The organism is Archangium sp., assembly GCF_057119385.1.
The window spans coordinates 62,449-76,760 of the sequence record NZ_DBNGVP010000117.1; the positions used below are offsets into that span (position 1 = coordinate 62,449).

The 14,312-nt window shown below is 69.0% G+C and carries 15 protein-coding genes and 1 riboswitch; of the genes, 9 read left to right on the forward strand and 6 right to left on the reverse strand.

Annotated elements, in window-relative coordinates; all coding sequences use genetic code 11:
- Nucleotides 1-3 precede the first annotated feature (3 nt).
- Both AC16DP_RS28295 and AC16DP_RS28300 read left to right on the forward strand, forming a co-directional pair.
- Nucleotides 4-558 carry a hypothetical protein gene (locus AC16DP_RS28295; protein ID WP_329728285.1) on the forward strand — a complete coding sequence of 185 codons (555 nt, stop codon included), beginning with the start codon at nt 4-6 and terminating at the stop codon, nt 556-558.
- Nucleotides 555-1,217, forward strand: a complete 663-nt coding sequence (locus AC16DP_RS28300) for a hypothetical protein (RefSeq protein ID WP_329728286.1) — start codon at nt 555-557, stop codon at nt 1,215-1,217. The genes AC16DP_RS28295 and AC16DP_RS28300 overlap by 4 nt, the downstream gene beginning before the upstream one ends.
- A 21-nt stretch (nt 1,218-1,238) precedes the next feature.
- On the opposite strand, the gene AC16DP_RS28305 is transcribed toward AC16DP_RS28300, so the two are convergent.
- Nucleotides 1,239-2,483, reverse strand: coding sequence for a cytochrome P450 (locus tag AC16DP_RS28305; RefSeq protein ID WP_329728287.1), 1,245 nt, complete (start codon nt 2,481-2,483; stop codon nt 1,239-1,241).
- Nucleotides 2,484-2,613: 130 nt separating this feature from the next.
- Here AC16DP_RS28305 and AC16DP_RS28310 point away from each other — a divergent pair, with 130 nt between their 5' ends.
- Both AC16DP_RS28310 and AC16DP_RS28315 read left to right on the forward strand, forming a co-directional pair.
- Nucleotides 2,614-4,572: an alkaline phosphatase PhoX gene (locus AC16DP_RS28310; RefSeq protein WP_329728288.1), complete on the forward strand. Its 1,959-nt coding sequence runs from the start codon at nt 2,614-2,616 to the stop codon at nt 4,570-4,572.
- 95 nt (nt 4,573-4,667) lie between these two features.
- Nucleotides 4,668-6,431, forward strand: coding sequence for a hypothetical protein (locus tag AC16DP_RS28315; protein WP_329728289.1), 1,764 nt, complete (start codon nt 4,668-4,670; stop codon nt 6,429-6,431).
- Nucleotides 6,432-6,461: 30 nt separating this feature from the next.
- On the opposite strand, the gene AC16DP_RS28320 is transcribed toward AC16DP_RS28315, so the two are convergent.
- From AC16DP_RS28320 to AC16DP_RS28340, 5 genes are all read right to left on the reverse strand, one after another.
- The gene (locus AC16DP_RS28320; protein ID WP_329728290.1) at nt 6,462-7,154 is read right to left on the reverse strand and encodes a hypothetical protein; all 693 of its coding nucleotides are present in this window, start codon (nt 7,152-7,154) and stop codon (nt 6,462-6,464) included.
- Between the two features lie 171 nt (nt 7,155-7,325).
- Nucleotides 7,326-7,448, reverse strand: coding sequence for a hypothetical protein (locus AC16DP_RS28325; RefSeq protein ID WP_329728291.1), 123 nt, complete (start codon nt 7,446-7,448; stop codon nt 7,326-7,328).
- Entirely contained in the window at nt 7,445-8,713 is a 1,269-nt protein-coding gene (locus AC16DP_RS28330; protein ID WP_329728292.1) for an AAA family ATPase, read from the reverse strand. Before AC16DP_RS28330 ends, AC16DP_RS28325 begins: the two co-directional genes overlap by 4 nt.
- A gap of 142 nt (nt 8,714-8,855) precedes the next feature.
- The gene (recA, locus tag AC16DP_RS28335) at nt 8,856-9,947 is read right to left on the reverse strand and encodes a recombinase RecA (RefSeq protein WP_329728293.1); all 1,092 of its coding nucleotides are present in this window, start codon (nt 9,945-9,947) and stop codon (nt 8,856-8,858) included.
- A gap of 109 nt (nt 9,948-10,056) precedes the next feature.
- The gene (locus AC16DP_RS28340; protein ID WP_329728294.1) at nt 10,057-10,809 is read right to left on the reverse strand and encodes a hypothetical protein; all 753 of its coding nucleotides are present in this window, start codon (nt 10,807-10,809) and stop codon (nt 10,057-10,059) included.
- Nucleotides 10,810-11,051: 242 nt separating this feature from the next.
- Here AC16DP_RS28340 and AC16DP_RS28345 point away from each other — a divergent pair, with 242 nt between their 5' ends.
- The 5 genes from AC16DP_RS28345 to AC16DP_RS28365 are packed head-to-tail and all read left to right on the forward strand — an operon-like array spanning nt 11,052 to nt 13,903.
- The gene (locus tag AC16DP_RS28345) at nt 11,052-11,654 is read left to right on the forward strand and encodes an RNA polymerase sigma factor (RefSeq protein ID WP_329728295.1); all 603 of its coding nucleotides are present in this window, start codon (nt 11,052-11,054) and stop codon (nt 11,652-11,654) included.
- A complete protein-coding gene (locus AC16DP_RS28350; RefSeq protein ID WP_329728296.1) occupies nt 11,651-12,121 on the forward strand; it encodes an anti-sigma factor family protein in 471 nt (156 codons plus the stop codon). The genes AC16DP_RS28345 and AC16DP_RS28350 overlap by 4 nt, the downstream gene beginning before the upstream one ends.
- The gene (locus AC16DP_RS28355) at nt 12,121-12,654 is read left to right on the forward strand and encodes a DUF3106 domain-containing protein (protein WP_329728297.1); all 534 of its coding nucleotides are present in this window, start codon (nt 12,121-12,123) and stop codon (nt 12,652-12,654) included. Before AC16DP_RS28350 ends, AC16DP_RS28355 begins: the two co-directional genes overlap by 1 nt.
- Nucleotides 12,651-12,914, forward strand: coding sequence for a hypothetical protein (locus tag AC16DP_RS28360; RefSeq protein WP_329728298.1), 264 nt, complete (start codon nt 12,651-12,653; stop codon nt 12,912-12,914). The genes AC16DP_RS28355 and AC16DP_RS28360 overlap by 4 nt, the downstream gene beginning before the upstream one ends.
- A 20-nt stretch (nt 12,915-12,934) precedes the next feature.
- Nucleotides 12,935-13,903 carry a serine/threonine-protein kinase gene (locus tag AC16DP_RS28365; RefSeq protein WP_329728299.1) on the forward strand — a complete coding sequence of 323 codons (969 nt, stop codon included), beginning with the start codon at nt 12,935-12,937 and terminating at the stop codon, nt 13,901-13,903.
- Nucleotides 13,904-13,986: 83 nt separating this feature from the next.
- A riboswitch (cobalamin riboswitch) is annotated at nt 13,987-14,191 on the forward strand.
- Nucleotides 14,192-14,312: the final 121 nt, after the last annotated feature.

A 14,312-nucleotide genomic window follows, 5' to 3' on the forward strand; every position in this document is an offset into this window, starting at 1 on the left:
CGTATGAAGACGTGGCTCGTGCTGGCCGCGGCCGTGGGCATCTCCGGATGCTACGAGCCCGCCAGCTTCGTGTATGGCGAATCGCTGAACGGACTCACGCTCCAGCTCCACAGCCCCAACGTGGGCATCTACCCGGACACCTCCGTGCTGGAGGATCCGAACAACCCCTTCGCCCACGCCACGCCCGGCGCGGAGACGAAGTGGAAGATCCAATCCAGCAGCGCGCACGTGGCCGCGTTCTACTCGTGGGCCACGCTGCTCGCGCGGGAGCCGGGAGGCGAGGCCCAGTTCTACGTGGGCACCAGCCTGCTGGCCATCTACCAGAACGGCGAGGCGAGCCAGGAGGAGCTGCCCCTCGTGAAGGCGCAGGCCATCCGCGCCTACCAGTCCGTGCTCGACAACTTCCCCGACGCCGTCACCTACGACGCCACGGGGACGTTCGCCTATGACCTGGTGACGCCCGCGTACAAGGGCATCACCGAGATGGGCGGCACGGTGCGGGGCGGCTGGACGCTGGTGAAGCTGACGAACGGTCAGGACAGGGCGGTGAAGCCATGAGGAGCGTCGCTGGATACGCGGTGCTGGCGCTGCTGGCCGCGTGCAGGCCGGACCCGGGGCTGTCGGACTACGAGAACCAGGGCGGGCCGTCCCTCCCCTCCGATGGCGGCACGAATCCGGACGCGGACGCGCTCCCGGGCCCGTTCCCCTACCAGACGGGACAGCGCCGCCTGGGCGTGGGCTTCTACGAGGGAGGCCGCTCCGACGACATCCCCGTGGACAACACCACCACGCACGTCTACCTGTACGAGAACACCGTCACCCTCGAGCCCTCCTCCACGCGAGTGGAGGGCAAGTCCGCGGACCTCGCCGTCCACGCGGGCAAGGCGTGGCTGGGATTCGGTGTGCACTGGAACGCGACGCGTGACCTGCGCACGTGGAAGACGCTGCACGTCAGCCTGCGCTCGTCCGACCCCGGCTTCGCCCAGGTGGAGGTGGGGATGAGCGACGACACCCACGACGTGAAGCTCGACGCGAAGAAGTACGGGTACATGAATGACGGCGAGTGGCACCACCTGTCCATTCCGCTGGCGGACTTCACGGCGAGCGGCCTGAACCTGAAGCTGAGTGCCATCGACGCCCCGTTCCAGCTCATCGCCGGAGCGGGCGCTCCGGCGGACAAGCTGCTGCTCGACAACCTGTACTTCACGGCCGAGTAGCACCGGACCGGGGGCGGAGTCCTATCGGGCCTCCGCTCCCAGGACCACCGGCAGGGACAGGAGCCCGCGGAAGCCCGCGCTGTCCAGCCAGTCCAGCGAGGCCCCGGGCTCCAGCTTCAGGTTCGGGAAGCGGCGCATCAGCGCGGCGAAGGTCTCCTGCGCCTCCATGCGCCCCAGCGCCGCTCCCAGGCAGTAGTGCGGGCCCAGGCCCAGCGTCATGTGGCGCAGCTCCTCGCGCCGCACGTTCAGCGTGTCCGGATCCTTGAACTGCGCGGGATCCCGGTTGGCCGCCGCCATCATCAGCATCACCCGCTCGCCCTTCCGGATGGCCTTGCCTCCAATCTCCATGTCCACCGAGGCCTCCCGGTTCGTGAACTGCACCGGAGGATCGTAGCGGAGGAACTCCTCCACCGCGTCGGGCAGCAGCTCCGGCGAGGCGCGCAGCAGCTCCCACTGCTCCGGGTGGCGCAGCAGGGCCAGCAGCCCGTTGCCAATCAGGTTCGTGGTCGTCTCGTGGCCGCCGAAGAGCAGCATGGTGCAGGTGGACAGCAGCTCCTGCTCGCTCAGCAGGCTGCCCTGCTCCTCCGCGTGCACGAGCGCGCTCAGCAGATCATTCGCGGGCTCGGTGCGCCGCCGGGCGATGAGCGTCCGGAAGTAGGCCTCGAACTCGAGGATGGCGCCCAGGCCCGCCTTTACCTGCTCCGGCGTGGGACGGCCCGTGCCGATGAGGCCCGCCAGCTGATCCGACCACCGCTTGAGCCGGTGCCGGTCATCCCGGGGCAGCCCCAACATCTCGCCAATGACGATGACGGGCAGCGGGTTGGCCAGCTCGCTGATGATCTCCATCCGCTCCTTGCCGCGCGCCGCGTCCAGCAACTCCTCGATGAGCGCCCGGATGCGCGGACGCAACGTCTCGACCATGCGTGGCGTGAAGGCCTTGGTGATGAGCCCGCGCAGGCGCGTGTGGGAGGGCGCATCGAGGAAGAGCGTCCAGGAAGCCAGGTTGCGGGCCAGCGGCTCCATCATCTTGCGGACCTCGTCGGACAACCCCGCGCCGAACTGGCCCGTCCGGGCCGACAACAGGCGCAGGTCGCGGAAGCCCGCGGTCACGTCCGAGTAGCGGACCACCAACCAGGCCCCCCACGGCTCGCAGTAGTGCACGGGTCCGTCCCGGTGCATCCGCGCGTAGCTGGTATAGGGGTCCTTCCTCCGCTCGGGATGCATCAGTCCATAGGGATCGGCGGTCTCCATCGGAATGGCCGTCATGCGTGACTCCTCGTGTAAGTGTTTTCACTGGCACCTCTGATGAAGAGGTGGCTCTGAGTGGGGGCCCCGAGCGTACGACCGACGGGGTGCGATTGGATAGACTGGGGGCCGACACACACACGAGGACACCATGAGCTTCAATTATTCGAGCCGGGGGCACCGGATGGGCCGCCTGATGTGGGCATCCCTGACCGCGCTTGCTCTCTCGTCGTGCACGGGAGAGGCGGGAGCACCGGGCACCCCGGGCGACCCTGGCACCGAGGGTCCGCAAGGTCCGCGGGGCCCGGCCGGCACGGTCAAGTCACTCAGCTTCACGCCGGTCAACGCCGCGCGCACCGACGCGGAGAAACGGGCCGTCTACGCCAGCCCCAAGGCGAACGTGAATGGGCAGGAGGTCTCCCTCCAGTACGAGACCCTGCTGCGCTCCGGCCAGCCCCTGGGCGAGCACATCTTCGGGCGGATGATCCAGAAGAACGGCAGCCCGGTGAAGAACACGGATGGCTCGGACTTCATCTCGCCGACCAACGACTTCTCGGCGCTCATCCAGCAGGGAAACAAGCTCTTCGAGCTCACCCAGTTCGAGATCACCCCCGCGGCGATGTACCTCACCGAGCTGCGCCAGGAGCCCAACGGCAAGCTCACGCCCCTGAGCACCCGGCCCATCGACTTCTCGGGCGTGGAGGGCTACTGGGTGCCCTGCGCGGGCAGCGTGTCCCCCTGGAACACGAACCTGAGCAGCGAGGAGTACCCGGAGGATGCCCGCAAGTACGAGGACGCGGCCTCGGTGAGCGCGCTCACCCTGAAGGAGCGCTCGATGATCCGCTACTGGGGGCTGGATCCGGCCACCGCCACCCTCGAGCAGATCAAGGCCGTCTACTCGCCGTACCGCTATGGCTACGTGGTCGAGGTGGCGGTCGACGGCTCGGGTGCCACCACGGTCACCAAGCACTACGCGGCGGGCAGGCGAGCGCTCGAGCTCGCCTACGTGATGCCGGACAAGAAGACCGTCTACTTGAGCGACGATGGCACCAACGACGGCTTCTACATGTTCGTGGCGGCGCGGCCCGGAGACCTGTCCGAGGGCCAGCTCTACGCGGCACGGTGGTTCCAGACCACGCCGTCGGGAGCACCGTCGGGCCGGGCGGACATCTACTGGCTGCCGCTGGGCCCGAGCGCGACGGACGCGCAGGTGAAGGCGCTGATCGACGGCGGCATCCAGTTCTCGCAGATCTTCGAGACCGAGACCCAGAACGCCGATGGCACCTGCCCGAGAGCGCTCGAGGGATTCCGGGCCATCCACACGGAGACGGGCCGCGAGTGCCTGCGGCTCAAGCCCGGCCAGGAGCTGGCGGCCTCGCGCCTGGAGAGCCGCCGGTACGCGGCCTACGTGGGAGGAACCACCGAGTTCCGCAAGACCGAGGGCATCACGTACAACGTCGCCGCCCACCGGCTCTACGTGGCCTTCAGCGAGCTGAACAACGGCATGACCCACGACCCCACGGGGAAGGATCTGGGCGGAGGCAATCACATCCAGGTCGCGCGCAACGACTGTGGCGCGGTCTACGAGATGGTGGTGTCGCCCAACGCGACGATTGGCAGTGACTACGTCGTCGAGTCCGCCGCGCCGCTGGTCGAGGGCGTGTGGCTCAAGGCGCCCGGCGCCAAACCCTACCCGAGCGATAGCCCCTTCTACGACCCGACCTTCACGACCTTCGACAGCGAAACGGGCGTGTCGAGTCCGGGGACCGCGAACGTCTGCAGCGTGAATGGCATCGCCAATCCCGACAACCTGTCGTTCATCAACGGCTATGACACGCTGCTCATCGGAGAGGACACCGTGAGCGGCCACCAGAACGACATGGTGTGGGCCTACAACATCGTCACGCGGGAGCTGACCCGCATCTTCTCCACGCCCTACGGCTCGGAGACGACGGGCGTCTACTTCTACCCGGACATCAACGGCTTCGCGTACATCAAGGCCCAGGTGCAGCACCCCTACGGTGAGTCCGACATCGAGAAGCTCGAGGGCGATGCGAGCAGGGCGCAGTCGTACACCGGGTACATCGGCCCGTTCCCGGCGATGAACTGAGCACCCTCGCCATCATCCAGACAGCCGTGGGGCCTTCCCGGGAGCAGAGGCCCGGGAGGCTCCACGGCGTTGCTCGTGGGAGCAGAAGAAGAGACATGGACCGCCGGAAGGTGACAGGGGTTGTCGGGGCGATGGGCCTGCTGGTAGCGGGAGCGGCATTCGTATGGCGCTCGGGAAGTTCCAGTCCCCCGCCTCCGCCGGCGCCCACCGTGCAGTTGCGGGAGGCCCTCACGGCCGCGATGCCGGCAACCCCGCGGGAGCCTCCGCGGCTCTCGAATCCGGCGGCCTACCTGCCCGCGCAGTGCTACGCGGTCACCCAGGAAGCGCCCGGTGGCCGCACGCGCAACGGCTGCTTCGCGTGTCACCAGATGCCGCGCGCGCCCAACTACGTCGAGGACGCCGAGGTGCAGACGGTCCTCACGGTGCCGCTCCCCGCCGAGGAGAACCGCTGGACGAACCTCGTGCGGCCACCACCGCCCGTCGACATCTCGGACGCCGAGCTGCTGGCCTGGGTGCGCGCGAGCAACTACGTGGATGAGCGCGGCGGGCTCCGGCTCGCCGAGGCGCTGGCACATCCTCCCGCGGCCTGGGATGGGAACGGCAATGGCCGGTGGGAGGGCTACACCCCGGACTGCTGGTTCCAGCCGGACGCGGAAGGTTTCGATCGTTCTCCGGACGGAGCCATGACGGGTTGGAGGGCGTTCGCCTATGCGCCCTTCCCCGGCATGTTCTGGCCGACCAACGGGAGCGCGGGAGACGTGTTCATCCGCCTGCCCGCGGCGTTCCGGCGCGACCGCGACGGGAGAGAGAGCACGGCCGTGTATCGCCTCAACCTCGCCATCCTGGAGGCGTATATCCGCCGGGCGGATGTGCCGCTGCCGCCCACGGACGAGCGCGAGCTCGGCTCGGATCTCGACGGGGATGGAGTGCTCGGCATGGCGAGGCGCGTGGCCTTCGTGTGGCCGCCGAAGCCCGGACGGCCCTTCGGCTACGTGGGAGAGGCGGCCGGGCTGGACCGGACGAAGGACGGCTGGCCCGCGGCGGGGCTCTACCCGCGAGGCACCGAGTTCCTCCACAGCCTGCGCTACCTCGATGTGGAGGGAGGGCAGGTCCGCATGGCCGCGCGGATGAAGGAACTGCGTTACATGCGAAAGACCCGCTGGCTGACGTACAGCGACCTCCAGCTGGCGGCCGAGGCGGAAGCCCGGGAGAAGGAGAAGCAACCCGACAAGCTGAAGCGCGTGCTCGCGGATGCGGAGCGTGGAGTGGGCACGGGCACCGGTTGGCTGATGCAGGGCTTCATCGAGGACGCGGGCGGGGCGCTGCGGCCGCAGAACGTCGAGGAGACCACGGCCTGCATCGGGTGCCATGGCGGAGTGGGAGCGACCACGGACAGCACCTTCAGCTTCGCGCGCAAGCTCGACGCGGGCTCGGCGTGGCAGGGAGGCTGGTACCACTGGGGGCAGCGGGGACTGAAGGGGATTCCCGAGCCCCGGCGCGCCGATGGACAGGGCGAGTACGCCCACTGGCTCGCGCAGGTGGGGGCGGGAGACGATTACGGGACCAACGACGAGGTGCAGGAGCGCTTCTTCCGGAAGGACGGGACGCTGCGGCCCGATGCGGTGAAGGCGCTGACGAAGGACATCTCGGTGCTGCTCGTCCCGTCACCGAGCCGGGCGCTGCTGTTGGACCGGGCCACGCTGGCGCTGGTGAAGGCACAGCGCTTCGAGCGAGGAAGAGACGTAACGGTCGGTGCGCCTCCGAAGGTGCGGGCCCGCCTGGAGCAGGACGGGGCGACAGGAATCACCGAAGCCGTGCGCCCCGGTTGGATGCGCCCAGAAAAGACCGCTTCGCGCTGACGTGCGAAGCGGCCGGGTCGCGGCGGAGTGTCAGGGATTGCCCGTGGCGTAGGCAAACAACTCGATGGGGGTGGCGTAGTAGATCCACCCGAAGAAGCCGCCCACGGCCGAGTGGGAAGGCGGCTCGAAGTACGCCTTGTTCCGCACGCCCGTCAGCGCCAGGAGCCCTCCGAGCGTGAGAGTCCACACCACCTGGAGGGTGAAGGTGACGGAGTAGGAGGCAATCACCAGGGGGATGTAGCCGGGTCCCAGAACGCGAGCCTGAAGCAGGTGCATGCGCTCGTGCTGACCGGCGCCCCCGAGGTTCACCGTCCCGATGGTCTGCAACACACTGTGGCCAAAGCCCCCCGAGTTCCGCGGCTGGAAGCTGATCCAGGCCTGCCCCTCGGAGTCCGTGCGCGAGGGGTTACCGAAGAAGATGTAGATGATGTTGCCGAGCACGAACCCAGCCATCGTGTTCGGCAGGCTCCACGTCAGGTCGATGAACAACTCAATCCAACCGACGGCCGTCTCCAGGTCGTAGATGCATAGGATGCCCGCCTCGAGCCCATGGAGAAGGCCAAAACTGCCTCCCACGATGAGCGCGACCTTGGGTAATGCCGAGACGGTCTGCGGCGAGAGGATGCCCTGCCACACCGGCAGCACGCTAAGGATCAGCAGCACCACCGTGGGCACGACGAGCGAGATGAGGAATGTGAGCAGGCCCTGCACGGTCTTGGACATGAAGCCCTCCTGAGGCTGTGGGAAGTCCCAGCGGTCGGAGGGAGAGCGCAGCCAGTTGTGACGAGCCGCAGAGGCAGCGGAAAAGCAAGGGGCTGCCCCCCTGACCGGAGACGGCCCATGGGTACTTCAAGGCGCTGACGCCTCTCAGGATATGACCTCAAGGCTCAGGGTTTACGACCCTCCTTGTCCGCCCATTCGAGCACCCGAGCATTCCTGGCCATGGCGGAGGATGGACAGCAGGAGCAACGGATCCACCGGGGCCGCGAAGAGGGCCGCCTCCAGGGTGGCAATCATTTCCGCAGGCGCTCCTGCCGGGCGCGGATCAACTCACCGGCCATGTCGTTGATCTCCGTGTAGACGGTCGAGGGCCAGTTGCCCTGGAGTCGGCCCTCCTCGCTCAACCGGATGGGCTCGGCCCTGCTCCGGCCGCTCTCGTCCTGGTGCACCCAATAGACCTGGACCTGCTCGGGCCGCAGCAGGCCCCTGGCCACCTGGATCTGCACGCCGAGCAGGATGTGCTGGGAGTGCGTCTCCAAGAGGACGCTCGGCGGCTCCTCGCTCCCACTGACAGCCGAGGCGATATGCGCGGCCAGGGCCCGCTGCAACCTGGGGTGCAGATGGGACTCAGGCTCCTCGATGGCCAGGATGCGAGGCGCCGTCGGTGCGGGGCGCCGGCTCAGGGCAAGCGCCGCCAGCACCGGCATGACCTTCACCACGCCTTCTCCCGCGTCGAGCAGATCCACATCGAGCGTGGCCCTGGCGGTATGCCGCAGGGTCACGCGGAAATGGCCCAACTCCGGCACGTCGATGATCTCCACGGCACGCTGCAGGTGTGCCTCGCACCAGGCGGACACCTCCCTGAGCACTTCCGGATGGGAAGCCAGGAGAGCCCCCAGGTCACCGCCATCCGGCCGCATCGTCCAGGCAGGAGCGGTGGGCCGGGGAAAACTCCGAGCTGACAACTGGCGCGAACCGAGCCACAACACCGAACGCCGCAGCCCGAGCAGCCCCTCACGCAAGATGAGCGAGAGCGGCGCCGGAATGCCCTCCGATTCCGGAACGAGCCCCCGGAAGAGAACGGGCTTCTCGGAGAGCACTCCCGCTGCGTTGATGGCATAGGTGAGTGCTACCGCGCCCTGCTCCTGGGCACGGAAGCGCCACTCTCCGGACAGCAGGGTCTGATCTCCTTGCAAGAGGCTGAAGCGCTTGACGATGAGCCGCTTCCAGGAGCGCTCCCAGTCGAGGGCCATTTCGATGCGGGTGTCCCCGGCTCCGCCCTTCCACTCGAAGGTGAAGACCATCTCGGGGGGCGCGTCATCGGAGGTGCTCCCCTTCCAGCGCAGGCCCTCGTAGGTGCTGCCACGAGCGGCGGCGCTGGCGAGATTGAGTGGCCCTCCATCCTCCATGCTCACCGAATCCGCCAGCAGAGGCAGAAGCCGCACGAGTGCGCTCTTCCCCGCGCTGTTGTCACCATAGAGCAACGTGAGCGGACGCAGTTCCAGGGACTGGGGCTCCGCGAAGGAGCGGTAGTTGCGCACGTGGATGGCGCTGAGCGTCATGGCGCTCTCCCTAGCACGGTGCGCGACCACCGTGGCTCAACTTCCACCACCCAGACCCGTGCCAGACGCACCCAGAAAAGCAAGGGGCCGCCCCCCTTCTCGGGAGACGGCCCCTGAATACTTCAAGCGGAAAAGGCCCGGACTACTTCGCGGCCTTCACGCGCTGGCGCTTCTCGGAGTGGCCCTCGGCGGGAGCCTCCTCGGTGGGAGCCGGGACGGCGGCCAGGGCCGGCTTGCCGATGCCGTACTTCTCCATCACCTGCCGCTCCACCTCCACGCGCACCTCGGGGTGGTCGCGCAGGTAGTCCTTCGCGTTCTCACGGCCCTGGCCGATGCGCTCTCCCTTGAAGGAGAACCAGCTGCCGCTCTTCTCGATGATGCCGTCGTTGGACGCCAGATCGATCAGGTCTCCCTCCTTCGAGATACCCGTGCCGTACATGATGTCGAACTCGACCTCCTTGAACGGAGGCGCCACCTTGTTCTTCACCACCTTCACGCGGGTGCGGCTGCCCACCACGTTCTCGCCATTCTTGATGGCGCCCACGCGGCGGATGTCCAGGCGCTGCGACGCGTAGAACTTCAGCGCGTTGCCGCCCGTCGTCGTCTCGGGGTTGCCGAACATCACGCCAATCTTCATGCGGATCTGGTTGATGAAGATGACGCACGTCTGGCTCTTGCTGATGGTACCCGTCAGCTTGCGCAGCGCCTGGCTCATCAGGCGGGCCTGCACACCCATGTGCGCATCGCCCATCTCGCCCTCGAGCTCGGCCTTGGGAACGAGCGCCGCCACCGAGTCCACCACCAGCACGTCGATGGCGCCCGAGCGCACCAGCATCTCGGCGATCTCCAGCGCCTGCTCACCGGTGTCCGGCTGGCTCAGCAGCAGGTCATCCGTGCGCACGCCCAGCTTGCGCGCGTAGCCGATGTCCAGCGCGTGCTCGGCGTCGATGTAGCCGGCCACGCCGCCGCGCTTCTGCGCCTCGGCCACGATGTGGAGGCAGAGGGTCGTCTTACCGGAAGACTCCGGCCCGTAGATCTCGACGATGCGGCCCTTGGGCACGCCGCCGACGCCCAGCGCGATGTCGAGCGAGACGCTTCCCGTCGAAATGGCCTGAACATCCCGGACCAGCGGCTCCTCGTTGCCGAGCCGCATGATCGACCCCTTACCGAACTGGCGCTCCACCGCGGACATCGCCAATTCGATCGCCTTCTCCTTCTCTGGATTCACGGCCATTTCGTCTTGCTCCTTGCGTATGCGGCGAGCCACCCCGGCCCACCTGAACTCGCGTTTAGTATCGCGTAGGGATAACCCTAGTCCATCCCTCTGACATGACCCACGGCGTTCACCGCCGAGGCAGCATGAGGAGCAACCAGGCCAACAGTCCAGCTCCCCCGCTGAGGGCTCCGTAGTAACCGCCGAAGACGCCCAGGTATAGCTGAACGAGCGACAGGGCGAGCAGTCCGAGCAGGCCCGCCCGCTGTGACGCCGAGCGTTCAGGGCCCAACAGCGCCGGCACCAGGGTCAGCAGTGACAGTCCCATGAGCAGGACGAGGGGGAGCCCCAGGCCGCCCTGCTCCAGGGGTGGAGGCTGGAGGAGCCACTGGGCGGCGATGCCCGCCACCAGGAGCGCCCCGGCCGCCGTGGACATCCAGGGAAACTCCCGGGAGGCCCCGTCCTGGCCGCGCAGGAAGGCCAGGTCCTCCGGGCGGACCTCCAGCGCGTAGGGGAAGCCGAGCCGCGTCAGCGCCTCGGTGGCCGCCGCCCGGCACGTGCGGCCACCCGGGTCCTCCAGCCCCGCCAGCTGGCCGCTCTCCAGGAGTTGCTCGAGCAGGTCCGCCACCTCCCGCGAGCCCCCTCCGGCCGCCAGCGCGTCCAACTGCTGGTTCAGCGCACCGGCCACCCGGGCCCGGTCCGCGTCGCGGGCCGCCATCCGCGCATCCTGGACGAGGGCGAGCACCCGCCCCGGGTCCGCCTCGGGCCCGAGGGGACTGGCCGGCGGCTCCCAGGGGGCCAGGGAGGGCAGCTCCGCGTCTTCTCCCGATTCACTCGGGCGGGAACCGGAGCCGGGCGGGCGTGTGCGGGGGGTGTCGGACACGGCCGGGACTGTAACGACCGGCTCCCACGACCTTCAAAGCAACCCGCACCTCCCCTACCCCGGAGCTTCCGCCAGCCGACGCCCGGGCCACCGGACGCCTCCCGGAAGACAGCACCCCGCCCTCTGGGGAGGCATGTGGGCACATTACCCACCTCCATCCGGAGACATCCGCGGGGACTCCGGTACGCTCGGGCGGAAAATCGCCCCGCAACTATTGGAAGGGTCCCGGGTTGGACGGAAGCGTGGAAGCGGACTCGGACGCAGACGCACAGATGATGCTGAAGGTGGCGGCGGGCGACCGGCGGGCGTTCGCGCTGCTGTTCGACCGGTACCACGTGAGCGTGGCGCGCTTCGCCCTGCGCTTCGTGGGGGACCGGGAGCGGGCCGAGGAGCTGACGCAGGACATCTTCGTGAAGCTGTACCGCAACGCGAAGAGCTACAGGCCGTCGGCGAAGTTCAAGACGTTCCTCTTCCGGGTGGCCACCAACCACTGCCTCAACGAGGTGCGGCGCGGAGAGTACCGGGTGGAGCACACCTCGACGGATGCACAGGAGGACGAGGGCGGGCTGGAGGTGGCGGGAGGGGAAGGAGACAGGCCGGACCAGGCGTTGGCGGGGCGGGAGCTGGAGCGGGCGGTGGGCGAGGCGCTGAAGGCGATGAGCGAGCGGGAGCGTGCGGCCTTCACCATGTGCCGCTTCGAGGGAATGGCGTACCGGGACATCGCGGAGGCGCTGGAGGCGAGCGAGGCGGCGGTGAAGAGCCTCATCCACCGGGCGACGCTGGCGGTGGCGCGCAAGGTGGAGGAACTGCAGACGGGCTCCGTGCCCGCGAGGAGCAGGGCATGAGTTGTCCATTCGAGGAAGACCTGACGGCGTACGTGGACGGGGAGCTGGTGCCCGCGCGGCGCGCCGAGGTGGAGGCGCACCTGGGGAGCTGCGCGGGCTGCCAGGGGACGGAGGCGCTGCTGCGGCGCACGGTGGCGCGCATGGCCGGGCTGCCCGGGTTCACGCCCTCGCCGGCCATGCGGCGCGAGGTGATGGCGAAGCTGGACGCGCTGCCGCCGACGCTGGGCGAGCGGCTGCGGGCGTGGCTGAGGCCCTCGGTGCTGGTGCCGGCGGCGGGACTGGCGGCGGTGGCGGGGCTGGCGCTCTACACGGCCGCGCCGGGCGAGCCCGCGCTGGACGTGGCGGACGCGGGCACGCTGGAGCTGGCGATGAACCTGGAAGTGGTCGAGGACTACGACGTCGTCGGCCTGGAGAATGACGAGGACCTGGAGGTGATTGCGAGCCTCCACGAGCTGGAGGTGCGGTGATGATGGGCCGGAGCAACCTGGCGCGAGCGGGGCTGATGGTGGCGCTGCTGCTGGGCGGAGCGGGCCGGGCGGAGGAGCCCCAGCCGCCGGAGCCTCAACAGCAGGAGCAGCCGCGGCGGCCCCAGACGGCGGCCGAGCGTTTCCAGCAGCTGTCCCCCGAGCAGAAGGAAGCGCTGCGGGCGAAGCTGCGCGAGCTCAAGGCGATGCCGCCGGAGGAGCGCGAGCGCATCCAGGGCAACCTGGAGCGCTGGAAGCAGATGCCCGAGGAGGAGCGGGAGCGGGTGCGGGCCAACCTGCGCGAGTTCCAGCGGCTGACGCCCGAGGAGCGCCGGCAGCTGCGCGAGCGCTTCCGCGAGTTCCGCGGGATGAGCCCCGAGCGCAAGGCGGAGGTGCGCCAGCGGATGAGGGCGTACCTGCGGGCGCACCCGGAGCGGCGCGAGCAGATGATGGAGAACATGCGGCGCTGGAGGCAGATGACGCCCGAGCAGCGCGAGCAGATGCGCGAGCGGATGCGTGAGAGGCGGCGGCAATGAGCTGGCGCCACGCGGTGATGCTGGCCGCCGTGCTGGCCTCGGGCACGGCCGCGGCCGCCGAGTCCCCTCCTCCCTCCAAGCAGTCTCCGCCCCCGCCCCAGCAGCGCGCCCCGGCCCCCAGGCCCCCGGCGCCGGAGCTGTCCGCGGAGGACAAGGAGGTGGTGGAGAACCTCGAGCTGCTGGAGAGCCTGGACACGGTGGAGGACCTGGACCTGCTGCTGGAGCTGTCCAAGGAAGAGGAAGGCGCGGACAAGCGGTGACGGGGTAGACTGGCGGCACCGTGCAGCCGCCCCCCGCACCGTCCAAGACCGTGGAAATCCCCTCGCGCCGTTTCGGGCGCTATGTGCTGCGCTCGCGCCTGGGCTCGGGGGGAATGGCGGAGGTCTTCCTCGCGGAGGCGAAGGACGAGAAGGGCACGCCCTTCAAGGTGGCGCTGAAGCTGATGCGCAAGGACGTCACCGCCGAGTCCTTCGCCGGCGAGGCGGACCTGATGGGCCTGCTGGAGCACCCGAACCTGGTGCGCCGGCTGGAGATTGGCGAGGCCTTCGGGCGCTACTTCATCGCCATGGAGTTCCTGCTGGGTGGAGACCTGGACGGGATGCTCCGGGCGCACGAGCGGCAGGGGCAGCGCATCCCGTTGGCCGCGGGCGTGCACGTGTGCATCGAGGTGCTGCGGGCGCTGGCCTGCTTCCACCAGGCGCGCACGCGCACCGGCCGGCCGCTGGAGCTTGTGCACGGGGACGTGAATCCCGCCAACATCTTCTTCTCCGGACAGTGCGAGGTGAAGCTCGGCGACTTCGGCGTGGCCAAGGCGCGCGGGATGGACCTGGGCCCGGAGGAAGGCGTGACGGCGGGCAAGCTGCACTACCTGTCGCCGGAGCAGACGCGCGGGGACCCGGTGACGCTGGCCTCGGATCTCTTCTCGATGGGCATCGTCCTGCACGAGCTGGTGCTGGGCTTCCACCCCTTCGAGCGCGGCAGCGACGACCCCGAGGTGGTGATGGCGGCCATCCGAGCGGCGAAGCTGAACCTGCCGGACACGCTGGACAAGCGGCTGGCGGCGGTGATCCGCAAGGCGCTGGCGCCGGACGTGAACCAGCGCTACCGCACGGCGGGCGAGTTCGCGGGAGCGCTCCTGGCGTGGGCGCTGGACACGGGCCAGCCCTTCAGCCCGCGCGAGGTGCAGGCGGGGCTGCAACAGGCGCTCGCTCTTGCCCTCTGGGAGCGCGAGAAGGGCCACCCAAGGTAGCGCAGAAGTACGATCGCCCGAAGCAGGACACAAGGCCCGGAACGTCCGCCACTGATCCTTTGACAGCCTGGGGTCCCCCCCTTACGGTGGCGCGCGTCGCTGGTGCCCGGGTCTCGGCCCGGGCTTGAAAGGGAATCCGGTGTGAATCCGGAGCTGCCCCCGCAGCGGTAAGCGAGAACGAACCCGTCCACACCACTGGCCGAGAGGCTGGGAAGGGGACGGTAGTAGGAGCCGGCGATGAGCCGGGGGCTCGCGAGCCCGAAGACCTGCCAGCCACCTGCCCTCGGGGAGAAATCCGGGGGGAGAATCGACCTGGACGCCTCGTGGGGAGGCGGGAGGTTCCGTGCGCCACGGACTCCCGTGACCGTGCGGCCCCGTCCCTTCTCCTCCTGTGGTGCTCCAGTCGCCC

Excerpts from the sequence above, each read along its gene's own strand:
- AC16DP_RS28315 (WP_329728289.1), top strand. The coding sequence starts at position 4,668 with ATGGACCGCCGGAAGGTGACAGGGGTTGTCGGGGCGATGGGCCTGCTG.
- AC16DP_RS28295 (WP_329728285.1), top strand. The coding sequence starts at position 4 with ATGAAGACGTGGCTCGTGCTGGCCGCGGCCGTGGGCATCTCCGGATGC.
- AC16DP_RS28300 (WP_329728286.1), top strand. The coding sequence starts at position 555 with ATGAGGAGCGTCGCTGGATACGCGGTGCTGGCGCTGCTGGCCGCGTGC.
- AC16DP_RS28355 (WP_329728297.1), top strand. The coding sequence starts at position 12,121 with ATGATGGGCCGGAGCAACCTGGCGCGAGCGGGGCTGATGGTGGCGCTG.
- AC16DP_RS28360 (WP_329728298.1), top strand. The coding sequence starts at position 12,651 with ATGAGCTGGCGCCACGCGGTGATGCTGGCCGCCGTGCTGGCCTCGGGC.
- AC16DP_RS28330 (WP_329728292.1), bottom strand. The coding sequence starts at position 8,713 with ATGACGCTCAGCGCCATCCACGTGCGCAACTACCGCTCCTTCGCGGAG.
- AC16DP_RS28305 (WP_329728287.1), bottom strand. The coding sequence starts at position 2,483 with ATGACGGCCATTCCGATGGAGACCGCCGATCCCTATGGACTGATGCAT.
- AC16DP_RS28325 (WP_329728291.1), bottom strand. The coding sequence starts at position 7,448 with ATGATTGCCACCCTGGAGGCGGCCCTCTTCGCGGCCCCGGTGGATCCG.
- AC16DP_RS28310 (WP_329728288.1), top strand. The coding sequence starts at position 2,614 with ATGAGCTTCAATTATTCGAGCCGGGGGCACCGGATGGGCCGCCTGATG.
- recA (WP_329728293.1), bottom strand. The coding sequence starts at position 9,947 with ATGGCCGTGAATCCAGAGAAGGAGAAGGCGATCGAATTGGCGATGTCC.
- AC16DP_RS28320 (WP_329728290.1), bottom strand. The coding sequence starts at position 7,154 with ATGTCCAAGACCGTGCAGGGCCTGCTCACATTCCTCATCTCGCTCGTC.
- AC16DP_RS28350 (WP_329728296.1), top strand. The coding sequence starts at position 11,651 with ATGAGTTGTCCATTCGAGGAAGACCTGACGGCGTACGTGGACGGGGAG.